Source organism: Bacillus sp. FSL L8-0152 (assembly GCF_038006365.1).
GTDB lineage: Bacteria > Bacillota > Bacilli > Bacillales > Bacillaceae_G > Bacillus_A > Bacillus_A cereus.
The window spans coordinates 2,459,470-2,480,893 of sequence record NZ_JBBOVB010000001.1 but is presented as its reverse complement, the minus strand read 5'-3'; the positions used below and the strand labels follow the sequence as shown (position 1 = coordinate 2,480,893).

Below are 21,424 nucleotides of genomic sequence, written 5' to 3'. Positions count from 1 at the left end.
TATTCCCTACACTTGATATGCATGCAGGTATTGGTCTCCCCTTTTCGTTCATTGCGTTGCATCTTTTGCACTCTCTACTTTTCAGTTAATGAAAGGGATGTTTCTTTTATCCCTTCAAATTCATTTAATAGGTACTTAGCTATCTTTTCAACTGCGGGGAAGTCTACTATTTCCTCATGTGATCCAGGGACAGAATACTTATTTACTCTTCCTTTTAATAAAGGTCCCCAATCTGTAAACAACTCTTTTCCTTCCTCAGCACTAAAGTAGAGAACTTCTCCAGAGTATGGTATTAAATCATGCTCTGCCATTAAGTTCAGGCATTTCCTATGAGCATTGATAACTTGCTTCAAATTCATAAGATCTGCATCAGGCGGGAGTACTCCCTCCATAATTAATCGCTCCACAAGCATATCTTGTTTATGGATGAGGCCTTCTTCCTGCTCAGTAAAATCTCTAGGAATGAAATGCTCATATATATATGAGAGCATTTCTTCTCTTGTTTTATAGTCCTGCTCTGAAGGTACTTTAGTATCCATTAGTATCAACAACTCAACTTCCTCACCTTGATTCTTTAGTACAGTTGCGATTTTATAAGCAATTGCACCGCCTAAAGACCATCCTCCAAGACGATATGGACCTTCTGGCTGAACACGTTTTATTTCTTCGATGTAAAGTTGAATTACTTCCGGCAAAGTTAACTCGTCAATTTCTTTCTTTTCTATAAGAGGATTCTGTAAACCATAAAATGAACAATGGTTCTTAAGCAATCTTGCTAGTTGAATGTAACAGAATACATTCCCCATAAACGGATGAACGCAGAAGAAAGGTCTTTTCTCTGATTCTTGTAGTGGAACTAGCGCTACTACTGATTTCGTCATATCATGCTTATCACGAATAAGGCATGCGATTCCTTCCACTGTTGGATTCTTAATCAATGTAGACACCTTAATCTCTTTTCCAAACTTCTCCTTAATTTTTGAAACTAATTTAATTACAAGGAGAGAGTGTCCGCCTCTATTAAAGAAATCATCATTTACATAGACATCTTCTATCTGTAACACATCCTGCCAGATTTCAATCAACTGATATTCAATTTCATCCCTTGGAATGATTGGTGTAGAGAAGTTATTTTCTCTATGAATAGTTAAATTGTTCAATGCCTTTCGATCAACTTTGCCATTTGTTGTAAGAGGAATCTCGTCTACCTTAATAAAGTGAGCGGGAACCATATAATTTGGTACTTTTGTCTTGAGATATTCACGCCACTCATGCATACTACCATCTCCAACTACATAAGCAACCAATCTCTGCTCTCCTAATTTATCCTCTGTTACCAAAACTACTGCTTCTTTTACCAATGGATGCCTCTCTATACTCGCTTCAATCTCTTCAAGTTCAATACGAAAGCCCCTAATTTTCACTTGATTATCAATTCTTCTCAAGTAATCTAAATTACCATCAGGTAAATAACGAACCAAATCTCCCGTACGATATAAACGTTCTTCTTCATTAAATGGATGACGGATAAATCGCTCTGCTGTTAATTCTGGGCGATTCAAGTATCCTCTCGCTATACCTGCACCCCCAATATATAGCTCACCTGTTACACCAACTGGAACAGGTAACAAATTTTTATCAAATACATAAGTTTGAACGTTCGGCAACGGACGTCCAATTGTTACTCTCTTACTATCTTTTTTGATATGATAACACGTTGCATCAACCGTACATTCTGTAGGACCGTATACGTTATAAAAATCAATTTTTTCGGTCTCTACTAGCTGTTCCCATAATGACGGCATGATTGCTTCACCACCGACTAATATCTTACTTGGTATATGAACATCAGCACTTATTTCTAGCAATCCTCCATCTATAAGTAATTGAAGTAATGAAGGTGTCATATCAAACATTTCCAATTTATTCTCCCTAATATAGGACACAAATTGTTCCGGATTAGTGCGAACTTCACTTGGGATAATATATAAACTTGAACCATAAAGCAACATTTGTAATTGCTGAATAGATACATCAAAGGCAATTGACGCATTCAAACCGACGCGCATATTACTAGGTATGTCATGTGAGAAAACTTCTTTTTGTAAACCATAGGATAGGTTTATTACAGAATGGTGCTGTACTAAAGCCCCCTTTGGATTCCCTGTCGAACCAGAAGTATAGATAACATACGCTAAGTTTTCCCCTGTTACCTCACATATTGGTGAAAGTTTGCTTTCTTGAGAAAGCATTGCTTGGTCCCTATCTAGGCAAACTGTCTTGATGTCTTTAGGTATCCATCCTAGTAATACCTCATTTGTAACTAACACTTTAATTCCCGTGTCTTGTAAAATATATTGCAGGCGGCTTTCTGGATTCGATGGATCCAATGGAACATAGGCTGCTCCAGCCTTCCAAATTCCCATGAGACCAACAATCATCTCAACTGATCGATCAAAGCAGAGGCCAACTAATGACTCTGTCCCAATTCCACATTTCTGTAAATGATGGGCTAATTGATTAGCTCTTTCATTCAGCTCTCGATACGTTAGTTGCTGTTTTTCATCTACCACTGCCACCGCGTCAGGTGTACGATTTACTTGCTCTTCGAATAGTTGATGAATTACATTCTCACGTGGATAGGATATAGCATTATTATTCCATTCTTCCAATAGCTTTCTTTGTTCAGCCTCCGTAATATATACTAGCTCCGATAGATTTTGATCAATGTTTTTGAGCATTTGCATTAACACTTTGTGTAAATGACCCAGCATTCGTTCAATGGTTAATCTATTAAACTTACTACGGTCATACATTAACTTTAACGATAACTGGATTCCTGGAACTACAGCCAATCCTAATGGGTAGTGGGTTTGTTCTTCCCCTTTCAATTCACCAATTTCCAGATTTTCTGAAGATTCTTCTTTCACTGGATAATTTTCAAACACATATAAACAATTGAACAGCGGTGTACCTCTAGGAACCTCACTCCACCCCTGAATCTCTGTCAAAGAAGCATACTCATATTGTCTTCTTTCTAACTCTTCCTCTTGTAACTTCTGCAACCAATCTATTACTTTTATATCATCAATCAATTGAATTCGCGTCGGTGACGTTGTAATGAAAGGACCTACGATGTTTTCAACACCAATAATCTCCGTAGAACGCCCTGAGCTTGTTACACCAAAGACAATGTCATTTTCTCCACTATATCGGCTCATGAGATATGCCCATGCACCTTGAATTACTGTACTCAAAGTAAGTTTATTTCGTTTCGCCCATCCTTGTAACTCTTGAGTCTGCTCTTCTGATAAATACGTAACCTTCTCTGTGTAACCTTTTTCTTCCTCTTTATTTTCTAAGCCCAGTAAAGTTGGTGCAGTAAAACCTTTTAGCTTCTCTCTCCAGAATTGTTCCGCCTGCTCCTTATCTTGTTCTCTGAGCCATTGGATATATTTCTTATATGGTGAGGATTTAGGTAACTTTACAGCTTCTCCATTCATTCTCTTCTGATAGACTGTAAGTAATTCATTAAAGACCAATGGTAAACTCCATCCATCCAGTAAAATATGGTGATGTGTCCAAACAATCCGATATTCTTCCTCACCTTCTTGAATGACTGTTACCCGCATCAATGGTGCTTTATCAAATTGGAAGGCTTGTTTTCGATCTAATTCCAAAAAGACTTTTCTTTTTTCTTCTATCTCTTCACTTGTCATTGTACTCCAGTCTTCTTTGTTCACTTTAAATGGGATATTTTCATACACCACTTGTACAGGCTCTTCAATTTCGTCCCAAACAAATGCTGTACGAAAAATTTCATGCCGCTGAATTACAGATTTCCAAGCCTGCTCAAAAGTAGGAATATCCATTTCCCCTTGAATCATAAAACTCAATTGCACTATATACGGTGCAACATGTTCATCCCCTTGATCATGCAATGTGTGGAAGATCATACCTTCTTGCAAAGGTGATAGTGGATATAAATCAGTAATCTGATTTTTCTTTCCACGATGCATTTTATTTAGTACATTTGTCAAACCTTCTTGGCTAAGATTAGCCATTGCAAAATCCGAAATGGTCAGTGCAGATTCTCTATCTGAAGATTGAATCAATCTACTCAGTTGATATAGCATATTCTGTGCAATACTTTGAATCGTTGATTTGGCAAATTGTCCAACATTGTATACCCAAGTGAACTGAAGTTTTCCATCCGTTACAACCCCAATTACATCAATTACATGCGATCGCTTGGAACCGGCAGCATGATCTAAACGCTTAAATTTGTTCTCTGGAATAAACATTGCATCGCTAGAAAACATTTGGTCAAATTGTCCAAGATAGTTAAAACTAATAGACGGTGTATATTGGGAGCTTAATGGCTCACACATTGTTGTGTTCATGTAACGCAACACCCCATAATCAACACCCTTATTAGGAATTTTGCGAACTTGTTCTTTAACTGCTTTTAATGCTGCAATTGGCGTATTAGCATTAGTAATATTTAAATGAACTGGGTAAATACTTGTAAACCATCCCACGGTTCTCGATAAATCAACATCTTCAATAATCTCTTCTCGACCATGTCCCTCTAAATCTACGCTTAATATCGGCTGCCCCGTACATGCTGCTGTAGCTTGTACCAATGCTGCTAATAATACTTCATTGATTTGGACACGGTGAGTGCTTAAAGTCTCTTGCAATAACATACGGGTCTCATTCTCGTTTAACACCACAGTAATTTCCTCAGTTACTGCGCTTACTGGATTACTTATAGTACCATCTACTGGCAGTATAACTACGTCTTGTTCAACCTGCTGCTCCCAGTAATGTAGCACTTCTTTTGATATTCCAGTTTGAGCGTAATGTTGTAATTTCTCCGACCATTCTTTAAAAGATGTACTCTTCATAGGTAATTGAATTTTTTGCCCTTGGACCGCTTGCGTATATGCTGTTTGCAAATCTTCCAATAAAATTCGCCAAGAAACACCATCCACGGCTAAGTGATGAATTGTCCAAAATAATCGACCAGTCTCCTCACCTTCATCAAAATACACCATTCTCATTAAAGGACCATCATGTAAATTCAATCTTTCTTGTGCAACATTAATCTCTTTTTGAATAACTTCATGCCAATCCGCTTCCGGCACTTCGTCTAATGAAATGACAGTCAGCATCAATTGTTCTTCAATTCCTTCATTCCACTGTTCCCAAGTCCCATTAGGTAAACGTTCATATCTTAAACGCAGGGCATCATGATGAAGTAGAAGGTTACGCGCTGCCTTTTCCAGTGATCCTATGTCCAATTTTTCTTTCGTTCTAAAGAACATGGATTGATTCCAATGATGTGGATTAGGATGATTTTGTGCAAAAAACCTTTGCTGAATAGGTGTAAGTATCGTCTCTCCAGTTATAATTCCTTGTTCAGCTTGTACACCTTGTTCTTCTTTGACTACTTGCGCCAACTCAGCAATCGTTTGGTGTTCAAATAGTTGTTTTGGTGTCAACTGTAAACCAGCTTGCTTTGCGCGAGAGACAATCTGAATGCTAAGAATTGAATCTCCACCAATTTCAAAAAAGTTATCATAAATACCAATACGTTTTGAACCTAGCACACGTTCCCAAATGATAGAAAGCTTATGTTCACGTTCATTTCTTGGGGCCGCGTAGCCTTCTTGTATTCCTTGATAATCTGGTATAGGTAACGATTTCCGATCAACCTTTCCATTTATGGTTAGCGGTAATTCTTTCATTTCGACAAAGTAGGAAGGTATCATATGGATTGGCAGTTTTGTTTTAAGATACTCTCGCCATTCTTCTACACTACCTTCGCCCACTACATAAGCTACTAACCTCTTATCTCCCGACTGATTTTCCCTAACTATTACAACTACCTCTTTTACCAAGTCATGCTCTTGTAAAGTCGACTCAATCTCCCCAAGTTCGATTCGAAATCCTCTAATCTTCACTTGATTATCCATTCTTCCTAAGTAGTCTATATTACCATCAGGAAGATATCTCACAAGATCGCCTGTTCTATATAACCTCTCGCCTTCTTTGAATGGATGAGAAATAAATCGTTCGGATGTTAACTCTGGACGATTCAAGTACCCCTTTGCTAGACCTACTCCTCCGATATAAAGTTCCCCCATCACACCAACTGGAACTGGCAACCTATTACTATCTAATACATAAGTTTGGACGTTAGGCAATGGACGCCCAATTGTTACTCTCTTACTATCTTTTTTGATATGATAGCATGTTGCATCAACCGTACATTCTGTAGGACCATATACATTATAAAACTGTATTTTATCAGTCTCTACTAGCTGTTCCCATAATGACGGCATAATTGCTTCACCACCAACCAGTACCTTACTTGGAACATGAACGCCATCACACGTTTCTAACAATCCGGCATCTATAAGTAATTGAAGCAATGAAGGTGTTATATCAAAGATTTCTAACTTGTTCTCCCTAATATAAGCTACAAACTGCTCCGGATCACTTCGTACTTCATTCGGAATAATATACAAACTTGAACCATAAAGCAGCATTTGTAATTGCTGGATAGATGCATCAAAGGCAATTGACGCATTTAAACCGACATGCATGTTAGATGGTATCTCATGTTCGAAAACTTCTTTTTGTAAACCATGCGACAAGTTTAGTACAGAATGATGCTGTATCAAGACACCCTTTGGATTCCCCGTTGATCCTGAAGTATAGATAACATACGCTAAGTTTTCTCCTGTTACTTCACATTTTGGTGAAAGAATGCTTTCTTGTGAAATCATTGCTTGATCCCTATCTAGACAAACTATCTTGATTTCTTTAGGTATCCAGTCTTCCAATGACTCGTTCGTAACTAATACTTGAATTCCAGTGTCCTCCAAAATATATCGTAGACGACTTTCTGGATATGATGGGTCTAATGGAACATAGGCTGCTCCAGCCTTCCAAATCCCCATAATACTAACAATCATCTCAACTGAACGCTCAAAGCAAAGTCCAACCAATGATTCATTCCCAATCCCGCATTGCTGAAGATAGTGGGCCAATTGATTAGCTTTTTCATTCAGCTCTCGATACGTTAACTGCTGTTTTTCATCTACCACTGCTACCGCATCAGGTGTACGATTTACTTGCTCTTTAAACAGCTGATGAATTGTACTTTCCTGTGGATATGCTACAGCATCATTATTCCACTCCTCCAACTGTTTTTGCTGTAATCCTGACAATATAGGCAACTTAGCTAATGCTTTATCAGGATTCTCCACGATTACATTCAACCAGTTCCCAAAATGTTCAGCCATGGATTCAATAGTTAAGCTGTCAAATAAATCAGTTCTATAAACAAAAGTAAGTAATAAACCCTCTTCCACTTCTGCAGCAGTTAAACTTAAATCAAACTTAGCGATAGGAGCATTACTTTCCATTACTTCTATATTTCTTCCATGTAGTTCTGGTAGCTTCTGTCCCGTATTTTGCAAAGTAAACATGGTTTGGAAAATCGGAGAATGGCTTGTATTTCGTTCAGGTTGGATAACCTCTACAATTTTCTCAAACGGAACATCTTGATACTCATACGCCTTCAATGCTTTTATCCGCACTTGAGACAACAACTCTTGAAATGCCGGTGCATTACTTAAATCAGCGCGATAAACCAATGTATTGACAAAGAAACCAATCAGCCCTTCAATTTCTCGATAATTTCGATTTGCAATTGGGCTGCCAACAATAATATCCGTTTGTCCCGTATAACGAGCAAGGAAACTTTGATACGATGCCAATAAGGTCATGAAAAGTGTGGCCCCTTCTTGACGACTTAGTTCGTTTAATTTATCCAGTAATGAGCGCGATAACAAAACATTATGAGTTAATCCATGGTGGGTTTGCACTGGCGGACGCGGACGATCCATTGGCAACATTAAGACTGGTAACTCACCGGATAATTCTTCCTTCCAATACGCAAGTTGTTGATATAGTACTTCATCTTTCAACCATTCTCTTTGCCACTGAGCAAAATCGGCATATTGAACTGGTAGTGGTTCCAGCTCTGCTTGTTTTTCACCAATCGTATTCTCATAAAATGCCATCCATTCTTGAAGCAAGATTTCCATCGACCATCCATCTGAGATAATATGATGCATATTACACAGAAGAACCCATTCTTCTTCTGAAATTCTTATGAGTTTCCCACGGAACAATGGCCCTTTTTCTAAATCAAATGGAGATTCGACTTCAGTTTGAATCCATTGCTCCAACTTTCTTTCTCGCTCCTCTAATGAAAGCTTAGTTAAGTCCATTTGCAGAAGCGGACGGAAAACGTACGGTTGAATCTGCTGCATAGGATGGCCATCCTCTTCATAAAATACAGTCCGCAAAGATTCATGACGCTCTATCAACTGATTCCATCCCAACTCCAATGCCTCAGGTAACCAATTCCCTGTAAGACGGCATGCCATTGGCATATTATAAAGTGCACTATTAGGTGCAAATTGATCAATAAACCATAAGCGCTGTTGGGCATAAGACAGTGGAATATTTCCCCCTCGTTCCATCGGCATCAATGGTGGAATTTCTCGTTTTTCGCTCCCCTTACGTAACTGATCTATTCGTTTCGATAATGCTTCGACCGTTGAATATTCGAACAGTTCACGTACTGGCAATTTGATTTGAAAGACTTCCTGTAAGCGTGAGACCACTTGTGTAGCAAGTAGAGAGTGACCACCGAGCTCAAAGAATGAATCCTGAACATCAATGTCTCTTATTCCTAGCACTTGACTCCACACTGAAGCAATAAGTTCTTCCAGCGGAGTTCTTGGGTATACAGTATTTTCAGCGGATTGTTCACTAAGTATAGGCAATGCCTTCAAATCAAGCTTTCCATTCGGTGTAAGTGGTAAAAATTCCATCTCAATAAAGTTTGTTGGAACCATGTAATTTGGTAAATGTGTTTGTAGATGTTCTCGCCATTCATGGACACTTCCTTCACCAACTACATAAGCTACTAATCTCTTATCACCTTGATTATCCTCTCGTACCAATACAACTGCTTCTTTCACAGAAGAATGTGCCTGCAAAACAGCTTCTATTTCTCCCAATTCAATCCGGAAACCACGAATTTTTACTTGGTCATCTATACGTCCATGGAACTGGAGATTACCATCAGAAAGATAACTTGCTTTGTCTCCTGTATAATAGAGACGTTCTCCTGACTTGAAAGGATGTGGAATAAATTTTTCCTTTGTAAGATCCGGACGATTAGCATATCCACGTGCAAGACTCTTCCCTCCAATATAGAGATCTCCAATTACACCAATTGGTACTAGCTGAAGATGAGAATCTAACACATAAACTTCTGTATTCGCAATCGGTCGACCAATCGATGGCGTACCTGTTGTCACCCCTACAGGTACGTAACAATCTGTAGTAACAACGGTATTTTCCGATGGACCATACTGATTAATTACCGCAAAAGGAATATCGCTAGATGGATACTGCGTTAATTGATCCCCACCAGTAATGATAAAACGAAGATCCATTTTATCTGGCCAAGATAATTTCAAGAGTCTTTCCAGAATAGGCGTAGGTGCAAAACTAGCTGTTATTCGTGAATCAATGAGCCAGTCCCTTAGTGCTTCTGGATTAATTCTCAGTTCCTCTGTTGACAAGTAGAGTGCTGCGCCAGCAGTTAGATACGGCCAAATCTCCTGGACAGCCGAATCAAAAGCAACCCCTGCAATCTGAGTCGCACGATCCTCTGCTGAAATATGATAAACTTCTTGATGCCAAGAAACCATATTCATTAATGAGCGATTTTCAACCATGACACCCTTCGGTTTTCCTGTAGAACCAGAGGTATAAACAATATAGGCTAAGTTCTCTGGATTTATTTGACGTGTAGGTGCGATTACGCTTTCCACTGTTAGTTCTTCTAACCTCACCATTTCGACGTGTGCGAAATGTCCTTCTTGTCCTTCCGCCGTCACTACAAATTGAATTCCTGCATCTTCAATCATGTATTCTAACCTTGATTTTGGATATAACGGATCTAAAACAACATAAGCTCCACCAGCTTTTAAAATGCCTAGTAAACTTGCCATTAGCTCAGCTGACCTCGGAAGATAAACTCCTACCACTGACTCTGGGGCTACTCCCTTTCGCCGTAAAACATTTGCCAACTGATTTGCTTGTGTATCCAGTTCACCATAAGTCCACTGTTTTGTTTGATCAAATACCGCAATCGCATCCGGACGCCTTGCTACTTGCTCCTCAAATCTGTCGCAAATAAGACCCTGATGAGACATTTCCATTACAGTGTCATTCCATGTTTCTAATAACAAAGTACGTTCGGGTTCTGATAGCATGCTCAGGTCATGCAACGGATTTTGTGGGCGATGAGAAACTTCATGTAGCCATTTCTCAAAGTGTCCTGCCATCCGTTCAATAGTAGTAGCATTGAATAAATCCTTATTGTACTCAAAAGTAAAAAGTAATCCCTCTTCCGTCTCAACTGCCATTACACTTAAATCAAACTTTGCAATTGGACTATGGCTTTCTATCATTTCAATACTTCTACTAGATAACACCGGTAACTCTTGTTTCATATTTTGCAAGATGAACATAGTCTGGAAGATTGGCGAATGACTTGTACTTCGCTCCGGTTGCACAACTTCTACAATTTTTTCAAATGGAATATCTTGATATTCATACGCCTTCAATGCCTTTTGACGAACCTGATACAGTACATCTTGAAATGTCGGTCTACCACTCAAATTAGCTCGATAAACCAGTGTGTTAACGAAGAAACCAATTAGTCCTTCAATTTCTCTATAGTTCCGATTCGCAATTGGGCTTCCGACCAGAATATCTTCTTGTCCCGTATAACGAGATAGAAAACTTTGATATGCAGCTAAAAGCGTCATGAAGAGCGTAGCCCCTTCTTTTCGACTAAGTTCATTCAATTTATCATGTAGCGTGCTTGGCAGAACCATAGTGTATGTCGACCCGTGATGAGTTTGTATTGCGGGACGCGGGCGATCCACAGGAAGTTGGAGTACAGGAAGCTCCCCAGACAATTCTTCCCTCCAGTATTGGAGTTGTTGATCAAGCACCTCCTCCTTTAGCCATCCTTTTTGCCACTGAGCAAAGTCGGAATATTGAACCGGTAATGGTTCAAGTTCCGCTACCTTTCCATCCGTTGCTTTCTCATAAAATGCCATCCATTCTTCAAGTAGGATTCCCATTGACCATCCATCTGAAACGATATGATGTAGAGTACAAAGGAGTATCCATTCTTCCTCTCCCACGTGCAAAATACTTGTCCTGATTAATGGACCCTCTGTTAAATCAAATGGCACTTCTGTTTCTTGTTGAATTAAACGTTTAACTTCTTCTTCTTGATCTTCAGAAGAAAGCATAGTTAAATCCGTTTTCGGAATTGATTGAAAAGCATACGGTTCAATTTGCTGTACGGGTTGACCATTCACTTCTTGAAAGACCGTCCGCAGTGATTCATGACGTTCTATTAGTTGATTCCATCCCGTTTCCAATGCTTCAAGTAGCCAATTCCCTGTAAGACGGCATACCATTGGCATATTGTAAAGGGCACTATTAGGTGTAAATTGATCAATAAACCATAAACGTTGTTGGGCATAAGATAGTGGAATAGCTTCTCCTCGTTTCATTGGTATTAGTGGCGGAATCTCTCGTTTTTTATCTCCTTTACGTAACTGTTCTAATCGCTTTGCCAGTGACTCCACCGTTGTATATTCAAATAGTTCACGTACTGGTAATTCGATTTGAAAAATTCCCTGTAAACGTGACACTACTTGAGTAGCTAGTAGTGAATGACCACCGATTTCAAAAAAGGAATCCTGAACACTAATATTTTTTATTCCTAACACTTGGCTCCAAACGGAAACGATGAGCTCCTCCACTGGTGTTCGTGATGAAGTAATATCTTCACTTATGAACTGTTCTTCTAATTCCAATAATGCTTTCCGATTCACTTTACCATTTGGAGTAAGTGGCATACCTTCAATTTGGAAAAAGTATGCCGGAACCATATAATGTGGTAATTGCTTCTTGAGATATTCACGCCACTCCCCAGTATCCCCTTCACCCACTACATAAGCTACTAACTGCTTATCTCCTGGTCGATCTTCCTTCACCAACACGACTGCCTCTTTTACAGATGAGTGATCATGTAAAGCTGCTTCTATTTCTCCCAATTCAATTCGGAATCCTCTAATTTTAACTTGGTTATCTATTCTTCCAATATATTCTAAGTTACGATCATTTATATATCTAACCAAGTCACCCGTTCGATATAATCGTTCCCCGTCCTTAAAGGGATGCGGAATAAAACGTTCAGTAGTTAAATCCGGTCGATTGAAGTAGCCACGTGCTAATCCTACTCCTCCAAGGTAAAGTTCCCCTGCCACACCAATTGGGACCACTTGTTGATATTGATCTAACACATACAACTCTGTATTATCAATCGGACGACCAATCGGAATAAGCATTGGTTCTTTTTCTAAATCACAATCGTAATAAGTCACATCCACAGTTGCTTCAGTAGGACCATACAAGTTAATTAACTTTGTTTGCTGAGCATTGTAAAAGATCCCCTTAAACCGGCGAACCTGTTCAGTGTTTAACGCTTCTCCACTAGTAAAAACTTGAATTAAAGACGATACATCCCTTTTCGAATTATATAATTCCATATAATCTAAGAAAGTAGATAACATCGACGGAACAAAATGCATGGTGGACACACGGTATCGTTCAATATACTCCTCAATCACCGCAGGATCTTTCTCTCCTCCTGGTGGAAGTAAACAAACACGTGCTCCTACAAATGACCACCAAAATAATTCCCAGACAGAAACATCAAACGAAAACGGTGTCTTTTGTAGGATTGTATCCTCCTCAGACAATGGGTATTTTTTCTGCATCCACTGTAGGCGATTTATAACAGAATGATGTTCAATCATTACCCCCTTTGGATTTCCTGTCGAACCCGAAGTGTATATAATATAGGCTAAGTTATTTGCTGTTACTCCACTCACCGGAGCTAAATTACTCTCTTTAGAAATCATTACTTGATCCCGATCTAAACAAATTGCTTGAATATCTTTAGGTAACCAGTCCTGTAGTGCCTCTTTTGTTAACAGCACTTGAATTTGTGAATTCTCCAAAATGTATCTCAGGCGGTTTTCGGGATAACTTGGGTCCAGTGGGACATAAGCCCCACCTGCCTTCAAAATCCCAAAGAGACCGATAATCATATCAGGAGAACGTTCAATACATATACCAACCAATGATTCAGGTCCGATACCTCGTTTTTGTAGAAAATGTGCCAATTGATTCGATTTTTCATTTAGTTCTTGATACGTTAGCTTTCCACCCTCATAAACTACCGCCACTGCATCAGGTGTCCGTGCAACTTGTTGCTCAAATAGCTCATGAATCATACAATCATGACCATAAACTACGTCCGTATCATTCCATTCTTCTAGGAGTTGTTTTTGCTCAGTATCTGATAACATTGACAGCTTTGTATATGATTCATCTGGATGATACGTGATTTCATTTAGCCAGTTCTCAAAATGTCCTGCCATACGTGCAATGGTACTACTATCAAATAAATCCGTGTTGTATTCAAATGAGACGAATAGACCTTCTTCCACTTCATAGGCAGTTAAGCTCAAATCAAATTTAGCAATAGACATATTACTTTCTACCATTTCAATACTTCTATCAGGCAAATCTAGTCGTTCTTGTTTTATATTCTGTAGCGTAAACATGGTCTGAAATATAGGGGAATGACTCATGCTTCGTTCAGGTTGCACAGCTTCTACCACTTTTTCAAATGGTATATCTTGATATTCGTAAGCTTTTAACGCCTTTTTCTTTGTTTGGTTCAAAATCTCCCGAAAGGTAGGGGTGCCACTCAAATCTGATCGATAAACCAACGTATTAACAAAGAAACCAATTAATCCTTCTACTCCCTTATGGTTCCGATTTGCAATCGGGCTACCAACTAGAATATCTTTTTGTCCTGTATAACGAGCAAGAAAGCTCTGGTATGCGGCCATTAAAGTCATAAATAAAGTAGATCCTTCTTGTCGGCTTATATCCTTCAATTGACTAAGCAATTTATAAGGAAAAATCACATGATGCGTAGCCCCAGAGTAAGTCTGCTTAACCGGTCGAGGTCGATTCACTGGCAGTTGTAAGATAGGAAGTTCACCAGACAATTCTTCCTGCCAATACGTAAGCTGACGATTTAGCACATCACCTTGCAACCACTCCTTTTGCCACTTCGCAAAGTCTGCATATTGAATGGATAGTGAACTTAATTTAGCAGGATTTCCGCCCGTTTCTTCTTCATAGAAAGCAAGTAATTCATTCATGAATATACCAATGGACCAAGCATCAGAAATAATATGATGCATCGTACACAGTAATAACCATTCATCCTTCTCTAATTGAACAAGCTGCTTACGAATTAAAGGACCATTCATTAAATCAAATGGTTCTTGCGCTTCTCTCGCAATTAAACTATCTACCTCTTTTTCTTTTACTTCTAGAGGAAGTTGAGAGTAATCCCTTACAGGTAATGCTCTAGGAAGAAATTCGAGAATTTGTTGCACAGGCTGTTCTCCTACTTCTTTAAAAACAGTTCGTAATGATTCATGACGTTCAATGAGTCGATTGAATCCCTTCTCTAATGCTTCAGGTATCCAATTTCCTTTTAGATGCCATACTGTTGGAATATTATATAAAGAACTGTTTGGGTTAAATCTGTCCATAAACCACAAACGTTGTTGCGCATAAGACAACGGGAGTGCTTCTTTATTCTCCTTTTTTTGCATTTGCTTCTGAAGCCATGCTCTCTTCTCAGGAGAAAGTGAACTCAGCTTTGCAAGTAAATCACTTCTCATTTTTTTACCCCTTCCTCAATCAAATTACTCTCGAATATCCCTTGTGCTTCTTCCTCTGATAGCTCCTCTAATTGCTTAAGTAGTTCCAGTAATTCTTCATCATTACTCACTTCTGCTTCTTTTTGAACATAGTCTTGAAGACTTACATTCTCCTTACTATCATTCTGCATTTCTTGATTTTTGTTATCGAGCAATTGATCAATCTGTTCTGCCAATTGCTGCACCGTATGAAACATAAATAAATCATGCAATGGTATCTCGATTCCAAAAGCCTCTTTAAGATTGGAAACAGCTTGCGTAGCGAGTAGTGAATGGCCACCAATTTCAAAAAACGAATCTTGAATTCCGATGTTTTCCATACCTAAAACTTCATGCCATATCGAAACGATTGTTTTTTCCGTGGACGTACGAGGAGCAATATAACCACTTGCTATCTCCTGTCTCTCTGGTGCTGGTAAGGCCTTCCTATCAATTTTCCCATTAGGAGTGAGTGGAAATGCATTTAATCCAACAAAATAGGCTGGGATCATATAATTTGGTAGTTGATCCTTGAGATAATCACGCCACTTTTGAGCATCCCCGCCTCCTACAACATAGGCGATCAAACGTGGATCGCCAGGATAATCTTCCCGCACCATCACAATAGCTTCGTTAACTAATGTATGCCTTTGTAATGTCGCTTCAATTTCTCCTAGTTCAATCCGGAACCCACGAATTTTTACTTGATGATCGATTCGTCCAACATACTCCAAATTTCCATCCGGCAAATACCTTACTAGATCTCCAGTCCGGTATACTCGCTCGTCTTCTTTAAACGGATGCGGTATAAATCGATTTTCCGTTAAGTCAGGGCGTTTTAAATATCCACGCGCTAACCCTGATCCACCAATGTATAGCTCACCAACTACACCAATTGGAACCATTTTTCGTTCAGCACTCAATACATATACTTCTGTATTGAAGATTGGTTTACCGATTGGTGGTACCCTATGCATGACACCCTTTTCTAATTCCATATACGTGGAATACGTAGTATCTTCAGACGGTCCATATAAGTTGAACACCTTCTCAATCGTACTTCTCTCGTATAAATCTTGAACAAGCGGATATGGTAACGGTTCTCCAGCCAAATTTATTACCTTTACTGAAGAAGGAATTGTTTTTGCTCGAACCAGTTCCTTTGCTGCCGATGGCACAGTATTAACCAAAGTCACACCTTTGGTAGACAACTTGTCTAGATGTAGAGCATTTTCAGCGACAATCACCTTACCACCCATTGTTAAGGGAACAAATACTTCAAAAACGGATAAATCAAAAGATAGTGAAGTTGAAGCTAATACTCCCGCTAATTCCTTTCGAGAATACGTGTGATGCGCCCAATGAATCATTGTTACTGTATTCCTGTGCTCAATCATTACTCCCTTTGGATTTCCAGTGGAACCTGAAGTATAGATAATATAGGCTAAGTTATCGCCCGTCACTTCACTCGTGCATACCGTAGTAACTTCTTGTTCTATTTCTGCTCGATTACGATCAATACAAATGACGTTGACGAATGGAGGTATAACCATTTTTTGTTGTAACTTTTCCTGTGTCACCAGTACCTTTATTTGAGCATCTTCTAAAATGTACTGCAGTCGACTTTCCGGATACGCTGGATCAATTGGGACATATGCTCCTCCCGCCTTCATAATTCCTAAGAGACCGACAATCATCTCGGATGAACGTGTAACGCAAATCCCAACTAATGATTCGCATGTTACACCATTTTTTTGCAAATAATGTGCCAACTGATTTGAGCGTTCGTCCAACTCTCGATATGTTAGTTCTTCATCTTCGCACACTACTGCAATTGCTTCTGGTGTTTTTTCCACTTGTTCTTCAAACATTGTATGAATCGTACTATCTTCTATATCTATAACGGCTGATTCATTCCATTCCTCTAGTAGTTGCTTATATTCTACTTTCGATAACATATTCAGTTCTGATAGTATACATTTTGGATGAGAGACAATTTGATTTAACCAATGTTTAAAATGACTTGCCATACGTTCAATGGTTGTATCATTAAACAAATCAGTATTATATTCAAAGGTTAGTGATAATCCTTCTTCCGTCTCAGAAGCAAATAAACTCAAATCAAATTTGGCAACAGAAGCATGGCTTTTCATGAGTTCCATTTGTCTTTCAGATAGCTGAAGAAATTCTTGTTTCGTATTCTGTAAAGTAAACATAGTTTGGAATATTGGTGAATGACTTGTATTCCGTTCAGGTTTTACGGATTCTACCACTTTCTCAAATGGGATGTCCTGATACTCGAATGCTTTTAGCGCTTTTTTTCTTACCTGCGACAATAGTTCTTGGAACGTCGGATTTCCACTGAAATCAGCTCGATAAACTAACGTATTTGCAAAGAATCCTATTAATCCCTCAATCTCTTTCACATTTCGATTAGCGATTGGGCTTCCAACTATAATGTCGTCCTGTCCTGTATAACGAGAAAGGAAGCTTTGATACGCTGCCATCAATGTCATAAATAAAGTGCATCCTTCTTGCAAACTTAAATCTTTGAGCTTTTCCTGTAAGGAATTCGCCACTATTAAGGACTGACTTGCACCACGATGGGTTTGAACTGCAGGTCGAGGACGATCCATCGGTAATTGTAAAACCGGTAGTTCCCCAGATAATTCTTCCTTCCAATATTGAAGATGCTGATTCAAACTCTCCTCTTTTTGCCATTCCTTCTGCCACATGACAAAATCTGCATATTGGATAGATAACTCCTTCAATTCCACTGGTTTTCCGGTTAGTGCTCCTTCATAAAAAGCCATCCATTCTTCAAGTAAGATTCCCATTGACCATCCATCTGAAATAATATGATGCATCGTACAAATGAGAACCCATTCTTCCCTGTCCACTTTCAATATTCGTGTTCGAATCAGAGGACCTTGTCCAAAATGAAATGGTTCCTCCGCCTCGTTTTGAATAAGGCGTTTCATTTCTCTTTCCCTATCTTCCAAAGAAAGATCTGTTAGATTCGTTTGAGGAATATGCCTGAACACATGAGATTGAACCTGTTGAAAAGGTTCACCCTCTTGTTCTAGAATTGTCGTCCTTAATGATTCATGACGCTCCAACAATTGATTCCATCCGACCTCCAATGCTTCAATTGACCATTTACCTGTTAAGCGACACGCTGCATGAATATTGTACATAGCACTATTTGGCATTAATTGATCAATAAACCATAGACGTTTCTGCGCATAGGAAAGTGGGATAACTTCTTCTCGTTTCATAGGTACAAGAGGAGCAACCTTTCGTTTTTTATCTTCCTTTCGTAACTGATCCACTCGTTTCGCCAATGCTTCCACTGTATCGTGCTTGAAAAGTTCACGTAATGGAATTTTAATTTGGAACAGTTCTTGCAATCGAGAGACGATTTGAGTAGCAAGTAGTGAGTGCCCACCACGTTCAAAGAAGGAATCCTGAATGCCAATATTTTCTGTTCCTAACACTTGACTCCAAACCGAGGCAATAAGCTCTTCCGATGGCGTCCGAGGTAGCACATTTAAATCTTCAATAGCTTGCTCATCAGGTGCTGGCAAGGCCTTTCGGTCAATTTTCCCATTCGGAGTAAGCGGAAAATGTTCTAACTCTATAAAGTGCGCTGGAATCATATGATTCGGTAATTGGTTTTGTAAATACTCTCTCCACTCTTCGGTATTTCCATCGCTTATTACATATGCAACCAATCGTTGATCACCTGGACGATCTTCTCTAACTAATACGACAGCCTCTTTAATAAACGAACATTTTTCTAAAGTTGCTTCAATTTCTCCTAGTTCAATCCTAAAACCACGCATTTTGACTTGATGATCCATTCTACCTATAAATTCTATATTTCCATCATTTAGATATCTTACTGAATCTCCTGTTCGATATAGTCGTTCCCCCAATTGAAATGGGTGCGAAATGAATTTTTCAGCAGTAAGATTCTGACGATTTAAGTATCCACGCGCTAAACCAACACCACCAATATATAACTCACCTTCAGTTCCTATTGATTGCAAGCGTTGATTTTGGTCTAATACATATAATTGCGTGTTCTGTATTGGCTTCCCAATAGAAACAAATTCTTGATTAGGCTGAATATCAAATGCATTCACATAAATAGTGGCTTCAGTTGGCCCATAAAAGTTGGTTAATTTCACTTGTCCACTATAATCCCATTTCTGTTGAAAACGTCTAACTAACCCTGAACTTAGTTCTTCTCCACCAGAAAATACATGGCGTACGGACGAACAATTCATGTTCAATTCAATATGATTGAAGTAATCTAAGAAAACAGATAACATCGAAGGTACAAATTGAACTATAGTAACCTGATGTTGTTTAATCACTTCAGCTATAATAGAAGGATCTTTTTCTCCACCTGGAGGTAGGAAAGATACACTTGCACCAACGTGAATGCCCCAAAATAATTCCCAAACAGAGACATCAAATGAGAATGGCGTTTTCTGCAAGACCACATCTTTTTCAAAAAGCGGATATTTATGTTGCATCCATTCTAGATAATTAATTACTGAATGATGCTCAATCATTACTCCCTTTGGATTCCCTGTAGATCCTGAAGTATACATAACATACGCTAAATTTTCTCCTGTTACACCACTTATACATGGGGTTGTTTCTTCTTTTTCAATTGCAGTGTAATCTTTATTCATACAAATCGTTTCTATATTTTCAGATACAAACAAATTTTTAGAATTCTCTTCCGTCACTAGTACTTCGATTCCAGCATCCTCTAATATATATCGAAGTCGACTCTCTGGATAAGTAGGGTCAAGTGGAACATACGCTGCTCCTGATTTTAGAATACCTAATAACGCTATCATCATTTGTAATGAACGTTCCATATATACCCCAACTAGAGACTCTGGGCCTACACCATGCTTTTGTAAATAATGAGCTAACTGATTTGCACGCTTCTCCAACTCTTTATAGGTAATTTGTTCATTTTCGTAACTAGCCGCGATTGCTTCCGGTGTTTTTTTTACTTGCTCCTCAAACATCGTATGAATCATGCCTTCAGCCGAATAATTAACTTGAGTATGATTCCATTCCTCTAGTAACTGTATTTGTTCTTCTTCTGTTAAATGAGTAATTTCAAATAGTTTTGAATCTAGGCTCTTCGTCATCTGAATTAATATTTGCAATAAGTGATTCTGAATCCGATTTATTGCTTCTTCATTAAAATAGCTTCGATCATACATCAACTTTAAAGTAATTTTCTTACCGGGCATTACAATGAGTGTTAAAGGATAATTTGTTTGTTCCGTGCTTTTAACATCTAGTAATCTTAAATCATCATTTCTCTCACCTTGAATTGGATAATTTTCAAACACATACAAGGTATGAAATAAGGAGCAATTTCGCGGAACCTCACTCCAGCCTTGAATATCTATCAACGAATTATACTCATACTGTCTTCGTTCCATTTCTTTCATTTGTATTTTACGAAGCCAATCTACTACTGATGCATTATCCGTTAATCGAATTCTGGTAGGTAATGTGTTAATAAATAGCCCCACCATATTCTCTGCTCCTATTAAATCAGTAGGACGTCCAGCGCTAGTTACGCCAAATACGACGTCACTGTCACCGCTATACCTACTCAGCAAATAAGCCCATGCACCTTGTACTAACGTATTCAACGTTAATCGACTATTTCGTACCCACTTTTGTAAACTCTCAGTAAGTTCCTCAGATACTTGATAAGCAAACTCTCCATAACCCTTCTCTTGTCCTTGATCCTTTCTTTCCATTGCTAATGGAGTGGGTGCATAGAACCCTTTTAATTCTTCTTTCCAAAATTCCTCTGCTTGACTTTGATCTTGTTTATTTATCCATTGAATATATTTTTTATAAGGAAGAGATTTAGGAAGATTCAACAATTCTCCCTTTATCATCTTGAGATAAACTTCCATCACTTCACTAAAGACCAATGACACACTCCATCCATCTAGCAAAATATGATGATGTGTCCAGATAATTCTCGTTTCCTCTTTTGCTTCTTTAATCGCAGTGACTCTCATCAATGGTGCTTCATCCAATAAAAATCCTTTCCTACGATCTGCAGTCAAAAACTGTTGTAATTTCTTCTCCTTCTCCTCATGCGAATAGGTACTCCAATCCTCTTGATGAATAGTAAAAGGAAGACGTTCGTAAACTGCTTGTAGAGGTTTTTCTACTTCTTCCCAAACAAATACTGAGCGCAGAACCTCATGTCGTTGAATAACATATTCCCAAGCTTTTTCAAAAGTAGCAACATCCAATTGCCCCCCGAGCAAGAAACCTACTTGTACAATATAGGAAAAAGAATGTTCATCATCTTGATCGTATAAAGTATGAAACAGTATTCCTTTTTGCAAAGGTGATAAACCATATATATCAATAACGTCTCCCAT

Annotated in this window: 2 protein-coding genes; both read right to left on the bottom strand. The window is 38.7% G+C overall.

The features are described from left to right. Window positions 1–74 precede the first annotated feature (74 nt). Window positions 75–14,957 (bottom strand): non-ribosomal peptide synthetase, encoded by a 14,883-nt coding sequence (locus MHH27_RS12500; protein ID WP_340942756.1) that lies wholly within the window; start codon window positions 14,955–14,957, stop codon window positions 75–77. Then, window positions 14,954–21,424, bottom strand: a complete 6,471-nt coding sequence (locus MHH27_RS12495; protein WP_340942751.1) for an amino acid adenylation domain-containing protein — start codon at window positions 21,422–21,424, stop codon at window positions 14,954–14,956. Before MHH27_RS12495 ends, MHH27_RS12500 begins: the two co-directional genes overlap by 4 nt.

Coding starts and splice junctions, on each gene's coding strand:
- MHH27_RS12500 (WP_340942756.1), bottom strand. CDS start 14,957: ATGAGAAGTGATTTACTTGCAAAGCTGAGTTCACTTTCTCCTGAGAAG.
- MHH27_RS12495 (WP_340942751.1), bottom strand. CDS start 21,424: ATGGGAGACGTTATTGATATATATGGTTTATCACCTTTGCAAAAAGGA.